The sequence below is a fragment of the Hymenobacter terrenus genome, from assembly GCF_000972495.1.
Classification (GTDB): Bacteria; Bacteroidota; Bacteroidia; order Cytophagales; family Hymenobacteraceae; genus Hymenobacter; species Hymenobacter terrenus.
Genome location: NZ_LATM01000001.1, coordinates 454,361 through 473,228, shown reverse-complemented (window position 1 = coordinate 473,228; position 18,868 = coordinate 454,361). Strand labels below are relative to the sequence as shown.

Below are 18,868 nucleotides of genomic sequence, written 5' to 3'. Positions count from 1 at the left end.
GATTGCCAGTTTTGGACCTCGGGACAGGGACAAATGCTGGCGAGCAGCCCGACCTGAGCCGAGTAGATTGGCGCCGCCGCATTGGTATTTATTGGCGGCCGGGACAATGCGGCAGGATGGATTCTTGGCGCAGTCGGTCGCTGGCGCGGCCATTTAGCCCGCGTTATGGCGGCCGGATAGTGCTTAACTTGCACCACCATCAGCGCAATCAAGGTAATTAGCGCAAAACAGCGATTCATGGACGAAGCCACCCTTGCCAAATACCAGCCCGTCATCGGCCTCGAAGTACACGCCCAGCTGCTCACGCACAGCAAAATGTACTCGTCGGATGAAAACGAATACGGCGTAGCGCCCAACACCAACCTCTCGGTTATCACCCTTGGCCACCCCGGCACCTTGCCCAAGGTAAACCGCACGGCCGTGGAGTTTGCCATGAAAATGGGCCTGGCCACCAACTGCCAGATTCGGCGCGACAACCTGTTTGCGCGCAAAAACTACTTTTATCCCGACCTGCCCAAGGGCTACCAGATTACCCAGGACAAAACCCCGATTTGCTACGACGGCCACCTCGAAGTGCGCCTCCCCGACGGCAACACCAAGCGCATCGGCGTTACCCGCATTCACATGGAGGAAGATGCCGGCAAGTCGATGCACCTGGCCGGCGAAACCGAAACCCTGGTCGACCTGAACCGTGCCGGCGTGCCCCTCATTGAGATTGTGAGCGAGCCCGACATCCGCACCGGCGACGAAGCCTACGCTTACCTGATGGAAATCAAGAAGCTGGTGGAGTACCTGGGCATCTGCGACGGCAACATGGAAGAGGGCTCCCTGCGCTGCGACGCCAACATTTCGGTGATGCTCAAGGGCGCCGATAAGTTTGGTATGAAGGTGGAAGTGAAGAACATGAACTCCTTCCGCAACGTGCAACGGGCCATTGCCTACGAAATTGAGCGGCAGATTGCCATCATCGAAGCCGGTGAGGAAGTAGACAGCGAAACCCGGGGCTTCGACGCAGCCAGCGGCACCACCAACGGCCAGCGCAGCAAGGAAACCCTCAACGACTACCGCTATTTTCCGGAGCCGGATTTGCCCCCACTGGTCATCTCCGACGAGTGGCTGCACCGCGTGGCCGCCGACCTGCCGGCTCTACCGCAGCAACTCTATGCGCGCTTCACCGGCGAGCTGGGCTTGTCAGATTATGACGCTTCAGTGTTGATTGACCAGAAAGAAGTGGCGTTGTTCTTTGACGAGCTGTCCCGCCTCACGCCCAACGCCAAAGCGGCGGCCAACTGGGTAATGGGTCCGGTGAAATCCTTCCTCAACGAGCGGGCCCTCACCATGGCCGACTTCCCGCTCGACCCCGCCCAGTTGGCCGGTATCATTGAGCTGATTGACGCCGGTAAAATCAACTATTCTGTGGCTAGTAAGCAACTGTTCCCGCACTTGCTCGACCATCCTACGGCCAATGCCACCGGCGCCGCTGAGAGCCTGGGCCTGCTCACGCAAGCCGACAATGGCGAGCTGGCTGGCTTGGTACAACAAGTGCTGGCTGGCAATCCCGCCAAAGTAGCTGAGTACCGAGCCGGCAAAAAATCGCTCACTGGCATGTTTATGGGCGAACTCATGAAGCTAACTGGTGGCAAAGCCGACCCCAAGCTCGCCAACCAGCTGCTGCGCGCCGCGCTGGAAGGGTAAGCACAGGACAAGCTAGTAAACTTATAGGAGAACGTCATGCCCAGCTATGATGTTCTTACGGTCTAACATTAGAATTGCCCGGAACAATAACTTTTCTGCCATGCGTTGGCTATTTTTACGCACAAGCTTAAGCTCATGCTTCATCCTATGATAAAATCCGTCTTCCTGGCCGCTACTGTGCTGGGCCTGGCCAATGCCTGCCAAAATGCCGTCGCTGCGGATGGCTACGAGATTTCGGGCCAGCTCAAGAATGCGCCGGCTGGTACGGTCCTGCATCTCTCAGAGCTCGCGTCAAACCAGTTTGTAGAGCGAAGCCAAGCCAAAACGGACGCCTCGGGCAATTTTACCATTAAAGGCGCCTCCAGCACACCGGGCATTTTCCAGCTGAAAGTGGATGAAGCCAACCAAGTACTACTACTGCTCGACAACAAAACCCACCTGCAGCTTAACGGCGACGCCAAAAGCCTGCCTACCACCTACAGTGTGAAGGGCAGCAAAGATGCCGAAGTGCTCCGCCAGCTCACGCAGGTGATGCAAGGCAGCAAGGCGCAGCTCGAAGACATCGGCAAGCGCTATAATGCTGCTGGGCAGGCCGGTAAGGCCGATGAGATGAAAACCATCGAGCAGGAATACTACGCTATTCAGGGCCGCAACACGGCCAAGGTGAAAAGCCTGATTCGGCGCAATGCCTCATCGGTGGTGGGCGGCTTTGCCGTAGGAGCCTTCCTCAATCCTGATGAGGAATTTCAGTTTGTTGATTCAGTGGCCGCCGTACAGCGCAAAGCCAACCCCAACTCGCCCTTCACCAAAGACCTGACGGCCCGCCTGGAGCCCCTGCGTGCCACGGCCGCCGGCACCCAGGCACCCGAAATCAATCTGGCCACGCCCGCTGGCGGTACCCTAGCCCTGAGCAGTCTGCGCGGCAAATATGTGCTGATTGATTTCTGGGCCAGTTGGTGCGGCCCCTGCCGCCAGGAAAATCCCAACGTGGTAAAGGCCTACAACCAGTTCAAGGACAAGGGTAAAGGCTTTACTATCTATTCGGTATCGTTGGACCAGGATAAGGGCAAATGGGAAAAAGCCATTGCCGCCGACGGCCTCACTTGGCACCATGTCTCCGACTTGGCCGGGTGGAATAGCGTAGCCGGCACGGCCTATGGCGTAAAAGCCATTCCGCAATCCTTTTTGCTCGACCCGGAGGGGAAGATTATCGCCAAAAACCTGCGCGGCGAAGCCCTGACCGCCAAGCTTGCAGAAGTGCTGAAGTAGATTTCCTGATAGGCTAATAGGTGGTCCATCAACTAAAAATGCCGCTCCGGGTAAGGAGCGGCATTTTTAGTTTACGCATCTAAATAAAAGTGAGTTTCCCAAATAGTCTGGCATGCTCATCTGGCTCCTGCGTAGCCTAAGTATCTCGTGTCTTGTGTGCCAGGGGAAATCTTGAGCTTACCCAATATCAAGGATGTGGAGACCATGCTCTTGCCTAATCGAAATCCGTGTTATTGTTTCAATCTCTCAATGGCTACTTAAGAAAAAGCGCTGTCAATTAGAAGCGCTAAAAATTTAGTTAAGAGCATGAAATTAAGCATCTGAGAGAATTTAGTGAACTGTGCCGGGAAGTTCTTTTTGAACTTTGACTCTAAGATTACCAACTACTAGTAGTAGACCGAAAAGTACTTCTATTAGTAGTCCTCCAAAATTTCTAGGATCATCAAAACCTTGATCAGCAAATAAAGAAAGTATTCTGCCCGCTGCTGCGCCCCACCAAAACAACCCTGTAAACAGGTATACTATTTGTTTCCTCACTATCAACGGGTAGATTCCCGCTGCTAAAAATGCTCCGCCAAAAGTGCCCCTAAACTCTGCAACTGCACTTGCAGTAGAGGCTACCAGTCCCGTGAGTTTGGATGCCTGTGCTGGAAAAAGGAAGCCCAACAAACCAAAACCGATAGTAATTACACACCCTATGGTGTTTAGAATTTTTGTAACTTTCATCCGATTTGAAATTTAGTGATGTTTTCGGATGCAAAGCTAGAGTGGGTAGTTACCTAGATAAAGGTTAATTATAGCCTAAATAGGGTCAATTTCTGCCCAAATACATCATTCTAAATCCAGAGGGATTTTTCCTGGTATACCTTTTAAAAAACTTAACAAAATTAGTAGTTTCAGAAAAACCTAATTCTACTCCAATTTCCTTTATATTTAAATTGCTATTTACTAATAATAATTTAGCTTCTGATATCACCCTGTCCAAAATAATAGTTTTAGTTGATCTACCGGAAATGCTTAACACGGATTTGTTTAAACGTTTTTCGGTAATATTCATAGCGTTGCTATAGTATTGAGAAGTCCTCTCTGTTTTGAATTTATGTTCAACTAGTGATTTAAGTTGAACATATAAATTAATATCAACTCCATTTAATTGGTAACCACTTTCGTTAGTATACTGCCTCTCTGCTAATAAAATAAAAGAACGCAATTGGTTTGTTAATAAATTAATATGGTACGAATCATTGTAGTTGTAGTACTCGTCTAAAATTATATTTAAAATCGACGAAAAATTCGAATCAGAGGGCTTAATTATTGGATGCTTTGCTAAATCATTAAAGATCAAGCTATGGCTAATGTGATTGATTTCTGCCATTGACTTATTGTAAAAATTTTCAGTGAATAATATTATGTCTGCATTTATTTTACTTTTAAAATTATAAAATTGAGTTGTATTCTTATTTAGGAATAATATTGTGTTAGGCTCGATTTTGATTTCTTCAAAATTAAGATAGGCTGTTATAGATCCTTGTTTAAACCAGATAATTTGAAAGAAATCTGTTCTGTACGGTTTAGTGATTAGCTCACTTAGGCTGGTGCTCTCATCAACCCTGATTATCTCTATTTCCTTAGTAGATTTCGATTGGTATGAAATGAGCTTGGTTTTTAACATCGTACTTTCAAATGACTAGTATTCGATTAAGCTTGACTTCAAGCGCTAGTACAGCTTTTTCTATAATTTAGAAAGCCGGGCGTTGAGATGATATTCTAATCAATTAAAAGTAGCTTTTTCATAAACCCTGGAATTGGTGTTAATGTCAATATTTCTTGACTGAATTCAGCAGGTTATTCTAAGCTGGCAATCGAATAGAGCACTGCACCCATCCAGCGAGTGTAAAAATATTGCCCGACAGATTGATGGCTAACCTCCACAATTTGTCGGAACGGCACTATCTCTGAAACGATTTGAGTATTAATGCCCGTGCATGATTCTTATTATTGACAATGTTCTTTTTACTCAATAGCTAGATCATCAGGATGGCTGATCCACTCCATAGAGGTGTAGCCGCTTAAACCGATTCGTGACCATTGAGCTGTCTGATGGGTTGTTGTGTTATGACGTTATAACACAATCGGTGGCCAGTGCCACTAAAAGCTAATATCGGCGTCGGCGACGAATAATAGTGCACGTCGGAAATAGCGGACAAGTTATTGAAAACGTGACTGCTTAAGCCGACGCCAGCCAACACACGACATCACTCAATTCCGTTTATTAAAGGAACATGGCCTTCAGACCAGGCCAGAGGCGTTTTTTGAGGCTCACATCGTATTCGACCAAGTCAACGGTGGCCGATGATAGGTAGGAGAGACCCAGGCTGGGAAAAAGGACCGGCTCGTAAATCTGGGTGTTGCGAATGGTGACGTCGAGCAGGTTTTTGCCGAAGGCGATGATGTGCGTTGCGGCCAGCTCACGGCGCAGGTTAACCAAACCTACGGGCAGTTCCGACTCCACGTTGACAAGGACGACATCGGCCATTACCAGATTGAGCGCTTGCAGCATCTTATTCAGAAATACGTTGCGATGCAGCTTGATAAACTGCTCATGTGGCAACCGAAACAGGAGTATCACTCCTTGCGCATTGCTGCCCAGCGTAGAGAAGGTAGTCAGCATTACGGGGGACACCGCCGGAACTGCTGGCGGCACGATAGAAGAATCTGTAACCGGTTGTTGAATGATTGGGATGCCATTAGTCGAACCGCCTAAGTTCGCGCCAGGAGTTGGCTGAGGAGAAGCCGTCGGCACCACCGGGCCTGCGCCTGCTACCGCCGATTGGCCGAAGCCAGTCGCCAACCGTTCGAGGCCCGCCGAAGGATGGCTGAAGCCTCTAGATGGGACTTGGACATCCCGGGTTGGTGGTTTAGGGACACTGGCTTTGGCCTCGACCGTAACAGCTGATGCTGGTGCCGCTGGTACTGCTTCTGGCTCGGCCGGCACGTAAAGGGTTACGTCGGTGTAGAAGTTTTGCAAAAAAGTCAGCTTTTCAGTAGACATAGCGGGGAAGATTAAGCAGGTAATACAACAGAACCGGGGCTCCAACCAAGCTGAGGTTATCCTATGGCAAACAACGCTTTCAGTTCCTGAGCCTCGGCGGGCTGCATGCGGCCGGCCAACACGAGACGGAGCTGGCGGCGGCGCAGAGCCCCATCGTAGAGGCGGATTTCTTCTTCAGTTTCCGGTATTGCTTCGGGTACGTCGATGGGCCGACCGGTCTGGTCCACGGCTACGAAGGTGAAAAAAGCTTCGTTGGTTTTCATTTTGGTGCCGCTGGGAATGTCTTCAGCCCACACATCAATGTGGACCTCCATGCTGGAGCTGAAGGCCCGCGTCACCTGGGCTTGCAGCGTCACCACATTGCCCAGCCGGATGCTGTCGCGAAAGGAAACGTTGTCGACGGAAGCCGTAACGACGATGCGGTTCGAATGCTTTTGGGCCGAGATAGCCGCGGCGATGTCCATCAGGTGCATCATGCGGCCCCCCATGAGGTTGTTCAGCGTGTTGGTATCGTTAGGCAGCACCAGCTCGGTCATGATAACGAACGAGTCGGCAACGTGTTTTTGCTTGCGCACGGCGAATGAGAGTAATGAGTAAGAAAAAGCAGCTGAAACAAGGCCCAGCCGCTCGCACAAAGGTAAGGCCGGGCCTCAGCGAAAATTCTGCCCACAAAAAAGCTCCGGCTTGCGGCCGGAGCTTTTTGCATCCCGAAATCAACGCCAGGGCCTGATGAGCGAGAGGTTATTCCACCGTCAGCTTGCTGGTGAAGGTTTCGCCGTCGAGGGAAATGCGCACGACATACACACCAGCTTGCAATGGCTGCCCGGCGCTTTGCAGCGATACTGCTTGCTGGCCTGCGCCGTACGTTTTCGCTGGCAAAGTCAGAACGTCACGGCCTAATACGTCGGTTAGGCGTACCTGCACCTGGGTCGTAGCAGGCAGGTTGAGATGCACAGCTGTTTCCTTGGTGAGCGGGTTCGGATACACACTGATGCCGCGGCTAGCCAGGGCATCAGCCTTAGTCGCTAGTACGGCGCTGCCGATGCGCAGGTCATCGAGGTAGAAATTGTTGCCTGGGGTGGTGCCGTTCACCATTTGCAGGCGCACTTTGAATAGCCCACTGCCCTGGAACTGCGCCGGAATCGGTACGTTGAGCCGTTGCCATTCGTTGCTGGCGGCGGGAATGTACCCGTCGGTCGGGGTAAGGCCACGGGTAGTCAGCGCGGTCACATCCAATACCGTAGGGGTCGACCAGGTCACGCCACAGTCGCTGCTGAACGAGATGCGAAGCTGCTCGTTGCTGGTGGCGCTGCGCAAGGCAAAGGCCCGCGCAAAACTCAGCACCGCCGGGTTAGGCGCGGCGGTCAGGTTGATGTTGGGAGTAATAAGCGTCGTAATGGCTCCAGGAGGATATACTCGGTTACTTACTAGCACGTAAGCGTTGCCATCGGCTGCTGGGAGGGTGGCTTGTCGTGCCCAGCGGTAGTTGGCGGGGCCATTAGCACTGGTAGTGCCAAAGGTTTCATAGTTCCGCAGTGTGGGCTCGGGAAACAGGGCTGGGAATGTGCTGGTTTCGAATGACTGCGCAACTGGGGCCGTTTCTCCACCTGTGGGGCCTTCCACCCGGATGTAGTTGGTGACCGTGCTTGTGCTGCTGCCAACCGTGTTGGTCACGGTTTCGGTAACGGGGTAGAACCCGGCCGTGGGGTACGAGACGGTTGCCGTCTGGCCCGTAGCAGTCGAGGGGTTGCCACCGGGAAATGACCAGTTATAGGTTAACGTGCCACCAGCAGCAGTGAAGTTGGACGAATAGTCACGCAGGGTCACATTTGTATTGACGCATACTTTGAGGCTGGAACCCGGAGCCGGTGCGAAAGCTGCGATTGGCGCGCAGTTGGGTGCTACATACCCGTCATTAGTACCTGTCGAGATAAGGTTAGCGGGCGTGGTGAGGTTAGAGCGGACTGCCGTTAAAAGATTGCGCATCAGAGTTTTTTGGCCCTGGGTAAACATGTTGGCGCAAGAAGCATAGTCCATGAAGTTCTGCACGTTGGCAATCTGCCCACAGGGCGCGTACGACAAGTTGCAGTTGAACGTACCATCCGTGGGCGGCGTGTCACTCACCAAGTCATCGCCGGTGCAGCTGCCGGTGCCGGGGTTGTTGGTGGGACCCCATGGGTGGCGCAGGCCGAAATAGTGGCCAATTTCATGGGTAGCTGCCCGGAGACTGGCATTCGTGGGGTTGCTGGTCCCGATGTCGCCAAAGTAGTCTTGGCGTACCACAAAGCCGTCGCGGGGGTTTGAGGGAGCGTTAGGTGGCGAAACGTACCCTATCGTGACGTTACTACCCGATGCCACGCCGATAGAATTCACCAACCAGATGTTGAGGTAGCGGGATTGGTCCCAAACGCTAAGTGCCTGCACCGCTCCGGTTTGGTCGTCGTTGACGAGGTTGGGCGCATAGTGTCGGGTGATGCCGGTGGTGCAATTGCCGTTAGGGTCCTTTTTGGCCAGACGGAAGCTGAAGCCAATGGAGGCCGCGATGGGCCGGAACAGCGGGCTAATAGTAATGGTATCCGAATTCAGCTTCTGGTAGTCAATGTTCAGCTGGTCTAGGCCGCTATTGATTTGACGGTCAGTAATATTGTCGGCACCCCCGGCGTGAATCACGTGAACAACTACCGGAATGACCACATCGGGAGCAGCCGCTGTGCCCCGCTGCTGAGGTTGGCCCTGGGCAATGGCCATCACGCGTTTGTACAGAGCTTCTTCAGCTTCGCGAGCCCCGGGGTGCTCCGCGTAGTACTGTGCTTGCAAGGCGGTGGTACCGCACCAGTTGGCCCCACGTGAGGCTTGGGCGCTGGCTCCAAAGCCGGTCAGGGCCAAGGCAGCGGTTAGCACTGAGGGTAAAAGTTTTTTCAACATGAGGAAATAATTGTGAAAAATGTAAAGAGAAACGAGAGGGAAATCAAGTGAAGCTCATCTTTAGTAATAGGGCGAGTGTCAAATTTACCTCAAAAAATGAGGAATGAGTCACCGTGGACAAAAGGGTCAGGGAATAACGATTTTGCTAGTCCAACGTGCTGTAGATGTGTACAGTTCCACAAGGTAAATGCCCGCTGCGGGCGGTACGGTAGTGCTGGGCAGTAGAGGAAGGGCCTGCGTGCCGACCCGGCCCGTAGCTTGCACGGGACGAGCCACTAGGCGGCCTAGGAGGTCGGTGAGGCGTAGCTCAATTGGCCCAGCTTTAGGCAGGGTAAATTCCACGGCGGTTTCAGCCGTGAGCGGGTTGGGAAAAACGCGCAGTGCCGCGCCGGCCGCGTTGCTCGCACGGCTTGCCAGCGGGGTGGCTACCCCCACGGCCACATGGTCGAGGTAAAAGTTATTCCCGAGGTTGCTCACCATCTGGAAGCGGATCTGGAAGTTACTGCCCAGATAGCTAGCCGGAATAGGTATCTGCAGCGGTTGCCAGTCGGAGACTGCTGTGGGTGTGTACCCTGTTATACGGAGCGCATCACGGGTGTTGAGCGTATTTGGGAAGAAAGTACGCTGGGTGTTCCACGTCCGTCCGCAGTCAGTGCTAAACTGTACGTTCAGGTTGTCGTTGGCCGCAACGGGCCGTAGGGCGTATGCCCGGTCGAAGGAAAGAACCGGCGGGTTGGCAGCCGTAAACCCGCTTAAATTAATATTTGGAGAGGTAATATTAATCTGGGTACCAGCGGGCACGAGTGATGAGAATACGGCCACGCAGGCCACGCCGTCGCTAACCACGAGGCCACCCGGCGCACTGGCTCTGCGAATCCAGCGTGCTGCTCCCACGTTTGAGGACGATGAGGCTACCCAGTTGCGCAGGTCGGGTGTCGCGAAGTTGAGGGGAAAGTCAGCGCTTTCGAAAGATTCTGCTATTGGTCCTGCCAGCCCCGAGTTACCGCTTACTATCTGCACCAGGGCTGGGCGGGTGGTAGTGCTGCTACCGCTGGCGGCCGTCACGGTCAGGCTTACGCTGTAGATACCGCCCGTGGGGTAAGTTACCATGGGGTTGCGCAATGTAGAAGTACTGGGCACACCCCCTGGAAATTGCCAATTGTAGCTAGTAGTTGCGGCAGCCAGATTGGTGTTATAAGAGTAATCAGTGAAAGTTATGGTCGAGCCCGCGCACACTACGGGGGCGGAAGCCTGGAAGGCCACTATTGGGGCGCAGTCGCCACCCGTAAAACTATCGTCAGTGCCGGTGGCCACTAGGTTGGACGGAGTGGTGAGCTGCTGGCGGCAGCTGAGTAGCAGCGACGCCCGCATTACGGCGCGCTGGCCCAAGGTGAACATGCGCGTACAGGACGAATAGTCCATATAATTCTGCACGTTGGCCAATGGGCCGCAGGGATTGAAGTTGGTGAGTACTGTGCCCGTACCGTAAGTAGCTGAGCAGCTGGTTTGCGAGCCGGTCGTGTTGGGCGTATCAGCAATGCCGTCATCAATGCCGCAATTACTGGCTAGGCCGGGTGTGTTGCTGCCTCCCCAGGTGTGGGGCAGGCCGAAATAGTGGCCGATTTCGTGGGTTAGCGTGCGGACGGCTAGGTTGCTGCCTCCCGAGGTGTCGATGCTCCCAAACTGTGCGTTGCGAATCACGATGCCGTCGACACTGCCGCCCGTGCAAGGGAAGTAGGCGTAGCCGCCGGCCCCATTGGCGCTAGTGCAAATCCAGATGTTGAGGTACTTATTCTGGTCCCACTTAATGAGATTCTTCACCCGGTCATCGCCGATGTTGGAATCAGTGGAATAGGTGCGGGTAATGCCGGTAGTGCAGTTGCCGTTGGGGTCAAGCCGGGCCAGCTTCATCTTGAAGCCGATATTGGCGTAAATGGGCTGAAAAGCCGCAATAACGTCGGCAGTATCGCGGTTGGTTTTGCTGTAGTCCTCGTTCACGACCCGTAGGGCATCGTACACCTGAGCGTCGGAAATGTTACTACTCCCGCCGGTATGGATGATGTGCATCACCACGGGCACCGTCACGTCGGGCGCGGCCAGCAGGCGGGTTTGCGTAGCCGGGCTCATCTGGGCTACTCCCTGCAAAAAGGCACGGTAGGCCAGGGCTGCCCCCGGCTGGCGGGCAAATGCCGCCTGCTGGGCACTATCGAAGGCGCAACGGAAGCCGGTGCGGTGTTCGGGGTAGGTGCGGGTCAGGCCTTTCGGCGTTTGCGCGGCGGCCGAGTTGCCCAGTGCCACTACCCCAATACCCAGCAGCCAGCGCCGGAAAAAACGTAAACGTTTAAGCATATAGTTAGACCGGTTTTTTGTGACTGACAGTATCAGATAAGGTGTAGCATTAGGCCGTGGCCATCAAAACAGTGAGCAAGTTACGCTAGTATATGCGTAAATAAATGAAGAGACGCTGGTTTCCTGCTACGGTTGCCAGCCGCTGGCTCCGCGTAGGGGCACGAATCGAAATTCTTCGAATTCTTCCCGCACAAAAGTCTCAGAGCCTTCACGGGTCACGCGGACCATGCGCTGGGTCTGGTTATCACCCACGGGAATCACCAGCCGGCCGCCCACGCGCAGCTGTCGTAGCAGTGCCGGCGGCAGGCCCGGGGCTCCGGCGGTCACCAAAATGCCATCGAAGGGTGCCCGGGCGGGCAAGCCTAATGAGCCATCGCCGCAGTGTAGGGCCGCACTGCTGGCCCCGAGCGCCGCAAGTAGCTGTCGGGTACGGGCAAACAGTACCTCATTGAACTCAATGCTATCGACGTGGGGCGTGAGGCGCAGCAGCACGGCGCACTGATAGCCCGAGCCGGTTCCTACTTCCAGAACTCGGTCGGTGGGTTGCACGCCCAGCAGCTGAGTTTGGTAGGCCACCGTGTAGGGCTGCGAAATGGTCTGTCCCTCGCCAATGGGAAAGGCTTTGTCCTGATAGGCGTGGGCCTCGAACGCTGGTGCGAAGAACAAGTGGCGTGGCACGGCCGTCAGTGCGGCCAGCACTCGCTCATCGTGAATGCCACGGCGGCGCAGTTCGCGGGCCAAAACGCGGCGCTGGCCCTGGTGCCGATAGGTATCTGGGAGCGGTGAAATAGGAAAAGGATGCTTATTGGAATACAAAAATGGGTCGCAGCAGCGTTGCTGTCTCTGACAATTCAGAAAAGAGTAAGCCCGACTACTAGTCATAGGCTCCTACCTTTGCCCGGCGCGATTCTTGCCTATAGGCCGCGAAAATACTACCTAGTCCACCGTTTTGCAGCTAATTCGCCGCTTTCAATATATCAAGCTTGTAGCCGCCGATTTCGGAGCGGCACTGGTGGCATGGATGTGCTTCTACCTCGAGCGCAAATACTTGCTTAATGAAATGACTGGCTATCATTTCACGGAAGGAGCCTTATTTGACCTTACCGGTTCTGCCATTCTCATTGCTGTATTCTGGACCGTGCTCTATGTGTTGGTTGGTGAATACCGAGACATCTTCCGCAAGTCGCGTCTGGCCGAAATTCTCCGCTTGGCGCAGGTTTCGGTACTGGGAGCAGTGGTTATCTTTTTCACCCTGCTGCTCGACGATAAGGGCGTGGTGAATTACCGCGCATACTACAAAACATTTACAGTCTACTACTTGCTGCACTTTTTCATTACGGCCGTGCTCCGCACTTGGGCCGTGAGCAGCGTGCAGAATCAGATTCGCAAGCGCTATATCTCTTTCCCCACGCTGTTGGTGGGTTCCAATACACTGGCCTTGAGTACCTTCCATGAATTGGCGCGCACCAGCCGCCACCTGGGGCTGCGCTTGGTTGGCTTCACGCCTGTAGGCGACACAATCGACCCGGAGCTGGCGGCCGAGTTGCCGGCCCGGGGCTCCTATCGGCGCCTGCCCGCTTTGGTTCGTGCACTTAAAATCGAGCAACTCGTCATTGCCATCGAGCCCAGTGAGCACCGGCTCATTCAGGATATTTTGACCTTGCTCGATGGCACCTCGGCCCGTATTAGTATTCTACCTGACCTTTATCAGATGTTGCTGGGCTCGGTGAAGGTGAACCATTTATTTGGTACTCCACTCATCGAAATAAAGCAGGACCTGTTGCCGGTGTGGCAGGTGGTGCTCAAGCGCGTTTTCGACGTGGTAGGGTCGGCGTTGTTCTTAGTGCTGGCGTGCTGGGTGTACGCTTTCACGGCCATAATGGTGAAGCTGTCGTCGCCCGGCCCAGTGTTTTACCGGCAGGAGCGGATTGGTAAAAACGGCCATCCGTTCCGCATCATCAAGTTCCGGTCGATGTTCGTGGATGCTGAAAAGACCGGTCCGGCCCTGAGCTCCGACCACGACCCGCGCATCACCAAGTGGGGCCGGTTTATGCGCAAGGTGCGGCTCGACGAGTTGCCGCAGTTCTGGAACGTGCTGAAGGGCGACATGAGCATTGTGGGCCCTCGGCCGGAGCGCCAGTTTTTCATCGACCAGATTATGAAAATCGCGCCCCACTACCGCCACCTGCACCGCGTGCGGCCGGGCCTCACCTCGCTGGGCCAGGTAAAATATGGCTACGCCGAAACCGTAGCCCAGATGGTAGAGCGACTGAAATATGATATTCTATACATCGAAAATATGAGCTTAGCTATGGATTTTCGGGTACTGTTGTACACGTTGAAAATCATCGTAGAAGGCCGTGGCAAGTAGGATGCAGCCTTTGCTGCGTCACGCAGAACGAGCAGCCCACAGCTACCAGCACGCCCTTGGCGCAGCAAAGGCTGCGCCCTACTTGTACCTTTGTCGTTGCCAGCCGGAACCATTCAAGCTTCGGGTGAATTGCAACTCACTATGAATACCGAAATAAAAGGACGGGTACTCGTCGCGATGAGCGGCGGAATTGACTCTAGTGTGGCCGCCGTGCTGCTGCACGAACAGGGCTACGAAGTGGTTGGGATGACCATGAAAACCTGGGACTACGCCAGTGCCGGTGGGTCCAAGAAGGAAACAGGCTGTTGCTCGCTCGATAGCATCAACGATGCCCGTGATATTGCCGTGCAGCTCGGGTTTCCGCATTATATCATTGATATCCGGGATGAGTTCGGCGACTTCGTTATCGATAATTTCACCGATGAATACCTGGCCGGCCGCACGCCCAATCCGTGCGTGCTCTGCAATACCCACATTAAGTGGGACGCCCTGCTGCGGCGGGCCGACCAGCTCGGCTGCCAATTCATTGCTACCGGCCACTATGCCAACATCCGCAAAGATGCCGAAACCGGCCGCTTCGTGGTGAGCAAAGGCCTCGACGAAAACAAGGACCAAAGCTATGCCCTGTGGGGCGTGAGCCAGGAAAGCCTCAGCCGGACCCTGTTTCCGCTGGGCGGCATGCGCAAAACCGAAATCTATGACGAAGCCCGTCGGCGCGGCTTTACCGAGCTGGTGAACAAGCCCGAGAGCTACGAAATCTGCTTTATTCCTGATAACGACTATCGCGGTTTCCTGCGGCGGCGCGTGCCGGGCCTAGAAGCCCGCGTGGCCGGTGGCAATTTCGTGACGAAAAATGGCCGCGTGATTGGCAAGCATGAAGGCTACCCGTTCTACACCATCGGGCAACGTAAGGGGCTGGGCGTGGCCTTGGGCTACCCGGCGTTTGTGCTCGAAATCCGCCCCGATACCAATGAGGTGGTGCTGGGCAACTACAGTGAGCTGGCTAGCACCGCCACCGTGGTAGGCAAGCTCAACATGGGCAAACGAGCCAGCCTGGCCGGCCAAGGCCTGGTGCCAGCCGTAGTGAAAGTGCGTTACAACCACGATGGCGCGCCTGCCTTTCTGGAGGAAGTGGACGGCAAAATCCGCGTTTATTTCGAAGAGCCGGTACACGCCATCACGCCCGGCCAGGCCGCCGTGTTCTATGATGGTAACGATGTGCTGGGTGGCGGCTGGATTGAGCGCCACGTAATTGGCGAATTTCCATTACCTTTTGCTGCTGTAGAGGCCAGTCATTAATCTTCCAAGCTGCTGCTACCTTGAATTTATGCACAGGATGCTACTAGACCTAAAAATAAGTATACGTGCCCGTTGGGCTAGGCTGTTCACCACCGTTGTGGTCGTTGTGGTGGGGACACTCGGCTTCGCCGGCTGCAAGGATAAGTCAGAGCCTGCTCCCGAAGCAGGCATCGACTATTACCCGGTGGCCGTGGGTAATTATTGGGTCTATGCCGTAACTGATACTACTTGGAGCGCTGCGACTTCCCCCACCAGTGGCAGTGTGCCGACGGTCAGTAACTACCAGTTCAAAGAAACCATCACAGAAACATTCACCGATGCAGCAGGGCAGCCTGCCTACCGCTTGGTGCGGTCTAAAAAGGCGCCCAGCGAAACTGATTTCCGTGCCGACAGCGTGTTTGTATTGAGTACATCGGCTCAAGCGGTGGTTTTGAATCGCAACAACAGCCGGACGCTGGAGCTCATTTTTCCGGTGCGTGATGGCCGGTTGTGGAATTTTAACGCCTATAATAATAATTTGAATGATACGATAACTGCCGAAACCCGGCGTTATAGCGATGTGGGGCAGCCGTTTACTACCGGCGGCACCGGTGGTATTCCGGCAAAAGCTTATCCCGCCACGCTCATCACCAACAATGACGGCACGGCCGCCGAAAACAGCTTGCTCAGGCGCGTGAGCTACCAGCAGGTATTCGCCAAAGGGGTAGGGCCAGTTTACCGGCGGCGCGATTATTTCGTGTACTACAACTACACTGACCCAAGTACTGGAAATCAGATCTATCCCCGGGGCTACTACTCCAATGCAATGACCCGGCGCGAAACCTTGATTGATTATAAGCTACGTTAAGCTTACTTGCTACTTCTACACACCCCACAACTTCCGTCTGCTATGATGTTCATAAAAAGAAAATGGTTGGGCTTAGCTTTGGCGGCCGGCATATTCAATATGTTGTCGGCGGCGCCAGCGGCAGCCCAGGGCACCGTACGGCGCCATTTGGTGTATTTCCGCGACAAGGCGGGTACCCCGTATTCGGTGGCGCAGCCGCAAGTGTTTCTGTCGGCCAAGTCAATAGCTCGCCGTACACGACAAGGCATTGCCGTGCTCCCGCGCGACCTGCCCGTGAACCCGGCTTATGTAGCACAGGTGCGAGGCGTAGCCGGTGGCCCCACGGTGGTGTACACTTCACGCTGGTTCAACGCGGCAGTTGTTTCTTGCGATTCGGCCACGTTGACCCGCATTACTGCTTTGCCTTCAGTGCGTAGTGCAGCTACGCTCAACCGCAGCTTCCGGCCAGTTGCACCAGGTACGCCCCCTGCACAAGCGGCCCAGCCGGCCGCGCGCAGCACGACGGGCACCCGTAGCCAGTACGGTAAAGCCTTCCGTCAGAACGAGCAGATTGGGGTGCTGGCTATGCACGACGCGGGCTACCGGGGCGAGGGCATGGAAATAGCTGTGTTTGATGCCGGTTTCCCGGGCGTCGACCAGATTTCAGCTTTAGAGCCACTTTTTCAGGAGAGGCGAATGCTTGGCACCCGCAATTTTGTGGATGGCGGCACCAATGTATATAGCCGCAGTAGCCACGGCACTAACTGCCTGTCGGCCATTGCTGGTAACCAAGCAGGCCTCTACATCGGCAGTGCTCCGAAGGCAAGCTTCCGCTTGTGCCTCACGGAAGACGCAAATTCGGAGCACCCCATTGAGGAAGCCAACTGGCTGGCCGCGGCGGAGTACGCCGATTCGGTTGGGGTTGACATCATCAGCTCCTCGCTGGGCTATACCACCTTCGATGCGCCCTCCACATCGTACACCTACGCCGACATGAACGGCCGCACAGCAATCAGCTCGCGGGCCGCTGCGATTGCCGCCCGGGTTGGCATTCTGGTGGTGAGTGCTGCTGGCAACGAGGGCGATGACCCCTGGCGCTACATTTCGGCCCCGGCCGATGCAGATTCGATTATGTCGGTAGGCTCAGTGGATTCGTTGGGTAATCACTCAAATTTCAGCTCTTATGGGCCGACGGCCGACGGGCGCATCAAGCCCACGCTTTCGGTGATGGGGCAGGCGGCGGCCGTGCTGGCTCCTAATGGGGTCGTGTTCCGGGGCAGTGGTACATCCTATGCCTGCCCTATTCTGGCCGGTATGGCAGCAGGCTTCTGGCAGGCCAACCCCACACTCACAGTGCAGCAGGTCATTGCAGCGTTGCGGAATACGGCTTCGCAAGCCACCACACCCGATAACACACTCGGCTACGGCATCCCCAACTTTGTCAGGGCTTACAACGCCCTGAATCCCACCACACCACTGGCCACGGCGAATGCCGCCGCTAAGGCAGATGCCCTAGGCTTGTTCCCCAATCCTTCGGGTGAAGGCTCGCTCACGCTGTCACTCCCCGCCGCGTTGCGCGGGCAGCCCTTGCGGGTGCGGGTGCTCGATGCCCGTGGCGCCGTGGTAGTTCAGCAGCAGCTGCCGGCCACCACGAATACCGAGGTACCCCTGCGTTTGGGGCGCTTGGCCAAAGGAGCGTATACTTGTGAAGTGAGTGCCGGCAAGAGTCGTCGCACCGTGAAATTCGTGCAACAGTAAGGTTCTCAACCTAAGCAAAAAAGGCCCCGTTAGAGGGGCCTTTTTTTATGCCGTTACGGCGGCTTATTTGCTTGTTTTTGAGGGTGATATTTCGTAATTTTAAAGCATAAATTCACCCCGTTTTATTGCAGTAACATGTTGCAAATGATGATTTCCAAGCGCATCGGGCGCCGCCAGTTTCACTTCACCGTGCAGGGCAACAACTTCCACGAAACTGTGGCCGAGTACGACCGGCTGAGCTTCCCGGATGTAGCGGCCTGCGGCCTCTGCGGCTCCGATAACCTGGACCTGACCAGCCGCGTGGCGCAGGATAAATTCAAGTACACTTCCGTGAAATGTCTCGATTGCCGTGGCGATTTAACCTTCGGCAAAACGCAAAAAGATGACCAAACGGTGTTTCTGCGTCGTCGCGAAGGCGGGGAGTTAGACTGGAAATCATTCGAGAAGGCCGAGAAATAATCATTGGGTCCCTAAATTGGTTGTTCAATCGGAACGGCACCCCAGTTGCTGGGTGCCGTTCTTTGCATTCAGGAGCGGCTGGGTCCATCGTTTCGGGTCCCAGCCGAATCCGGGCAATCTGACTAATCTGACTAAATCCGCAATAGATGTTTACTGGAATTATTGAAGCCCTGGGTACCATCGTAGCCGTTGAAAACCAGGGCACCAACCGCCACTTCACCGTAGCCTCGCCCTTTGCCGCTGAGCTGAAGATAGACCAAAGCGTGGCTCACGATGGCGTGTGCCTGACCGTGGTAGCCGTGGATGCGGCTGCCGGCACCCACGTCGTCACCGCCATCGACGAGACCATGCGCGTCACCAACCTAAACCAGTGGCAGCCCGGCCGGCACGTCAACCTGGAGCGCTGCCTGGCCGCCAACGGCCGCTTCGATGGCCACATCGTGCAGGGCCACGTCGACGCCACGGCTACCTGCCTGAGCGTGGAAGACCAGCAGGGCTCCTGGCTGTTCCGTTTCGGGCACGCACCCGGTCCCGGCCGCCTCACCGTCGAAAAAGGCTCTATCTGTGTGAACGGCACCAGCCTGACGTGCTTCGATAGCACCGATGAGGGCTTCACGGTGGCTATTATTCCCTACACCTACGAGCACACCAGCTTTCAGCAGCTACGAGCCGGCGAAACGGTGAACCTGGAGTTCGACATCGTGGGCAAGTACGTGGCGAAGCTGCTGGGTCGGTAGGTGCGGACTGCCCCAGCCTAATGCAATGCGGTTGGGCGAGTGGTTAGAATCCCGTGGGCTTGTCCAGCCAGGAGGACCTGCTCGAATACTATGCGTAGCCGGATGAATTTCATGCGTGGTTGAATGAA

15 protein-coding genes are annotated in these 18,868 nt (G+C 55.0%); 8 read left to right on the top strand and 7 right to left on the bottom strand.

From position 1 onward, the window contains the following. The first annotated feature begins 237 nt into the window (after positions 1 to 237). Together gatB and WX88_RS02040 are read left to right on the top strand one after the other, a co-directional pair. Positions 238 to 1,695: an Asp-tRNA(Asn)/Glu-tRNA(Gln) amidotransferase subunit GatB gene (gene gatB, locus WX88_RS02045; RefSeq protein ID WP_046242607.1), complete on the top strand. Its 1,458-nt coding sequence runs from the start codon at positions 238 to 240 to the stop codon at positions 1,693 to 1,695. Positions 1,696 to 1,842: 147 nt separating this feature from the next. Next, a complete protein-coding gene (locus WX88_RS02040; RefSeq protein ID WP_046242606.1) occupies positions 1,843 to 2,964 on the top strand; it encodes a TlpA disulfide reductase family protein in 1,122 nt (373 codons plus the stop codon). A gap of 330 nt (positions 2,965 to 3,294) precedes the next feature. On the opposite strand, the gene WX88_RS28505 is transcribed toward WX88_RS02040, so the two are convergent. From WX88_RS28505 to WX88_RS02010, 7 genes are all read right to left on the bottom strand, one after another. Then, positions 3,295 to 3,690, bottom strand: a complete 396-nt coding sequence (locus WX88_RS28505; protein ID WP_072052920.1) for a DUF4345 family protein — start codon at positions 3,688 to 3,690, stop codon at positions 3,295 to 3,297. Positions 3,691 to 3,775: 85 nt separating this feature from the next. Further along, positions 3,776 to 4,636, bottom strand: coding sequence for a helix-turn-helix domain-containing protein (locus tag WX88_RS27080; RefSeq protein ID WP_052732245.1), 861 nt, complete (start codon positions 4,634 to 4,636; stop codon positions 3,776 to 3,778). Positions 4,637 to 5,236: 600 nt separating this feature from the next. After that, entirely contained in the window at positions 5,237 to 6,016 is a 780-nt protein-coding gene (locus WX88_RS29835) for a hypothetical protein (protein ID WP_156175903.1), read from the bottom strand. Between the two features lie 56 nt (positions 6,017 to 6,072). Then, positions 6,073 to 6,552, bottom strand: coding sequence for an acyl-CoA thioesterase (locus WX88_RS02025; RefSeq protein WP_046243064.1), 480 nt, complete (start codon positions 6,550 to 6,552; stop codon positions 6,073 to 6,075). 205 nt (positions 6,553 to 6,757) lie between these two features. After that, on the bottom strand, positions 6,758 to 8,938 hold the full coding sequence (locus tag WX88_RS02020) for a M43 family zinc metalloprotease (protein WP_231590605.1): 2,181 nt from the start codon (positions 8,936 to 8,938) through the stop codon (positions 6,758 to 6,760). A 129-nt stretch (positions 8,939 to 9,067) separates the two neighbouring features. Continuing rightward, entirely contained in the window at positions 9,068 to 11,290 is a 2,223-nt protein-coding gene (locus WX88_RS02015) for a M43 family zinc metalloprotease (RefSeq protein ID WP_046242603.1), read from the bottom strand. Between the two features lie 126 nt (positions 11,291 to 11,416). Next, positions 11,417 to 12,106 carry a protein-L-isoaspartate(D-aspartate) O-methyltransferase gene (locus tag WX88_RS02010; protein ID WP_231590604.1) on the bottom strand — a complete coding sequence of 230 codons (690 nt, stop codon included), beginning with the start codon at positions 12,104 to 12,106 and terminating at the stop codon, positions 11,417 to 11,419. 133 nt (positions 12,107 to 12,239) lie between these two features. On the opposite strand from WX88_RS02010, the gene WX88_RS02005 reads away from it, so the two are divergent. The 6 genes from WX88_RS02005 to WX88_RS01980 all read left to right on the top strand — a co-directional run bounded on the left by WX88_RS02005 (position 12,240) and on the right by WX88_RS01980 (position 18,740). Next, positions 12,240 to 13,661, top strand: a complete 1,422-nt coding sequence (locus WX88_RS02005; RefSeq protein WP_046242602.1) for a sugar transferase — start codon at positions 12,240 to 12,242, stop codon at positions 13,659 to 13,661. Positions 13,662 to 13,802: 141 nt separating this feature from the next. Next, positions 13,803 to 14,960, top strand: coding sequence for a tRNA 2-thiouridine(34) synthase MnmA (gene mnmA / locus WX88_RS02000; protein ID WP_072052933.1), 1,158 nt, complete (start codon positions 13,803 to 13,805; stop codon positions 14,958 to 14,960). 28 nt (positions 14,961 to 14,988) lie between these two features. Further along, positions 14,989 to 15,807, top strand: a complete 819-nt coding sequence (locus WX88_RS01995; protein WP_197076639.1) for a hypothetical protein — start codon at positions 14,989 to 14,991, stop codon at positions 15,805 to 15,807. A 42-nt stretch (positions 15,808 to 15,849) separates the two neighbouring features. Continuing rightward, complete coding sequence (locus WX88_RS01990) at positions 15,850 to 17,544, top strand: S8 family serine peptidase (protein ID WP_082115784.1); 1,695 nt, start codon at positions 15,850 to 15,852, stop codon at positions 17,542 to 17,544. Between the two features lie 144 nt (positions 17,545 to 17,688). Further along, entirely contained in the window at positions 17,689 to 18,003 is a 315-nt protein-coding gene (locus WX88_RS01985; protein ID WP_156175902.1) for a hypothetical protein, read from the top strand. Between the two features lie 146 nt (positions 18,004 to 18,149). Further along, positions 18,150 to 18,740 (top strand): riboflavin synthase, encoded by a 591-nt coding sequence (locus WX88_RS01980; protein WP_046242599.1) that lies wholly within the window; start codon positions 18,150 to 18,152, stop codon positions 18,738 to 18,740. Positions 18,741 to 18,868: the final 128 nt, after the last annotated feature.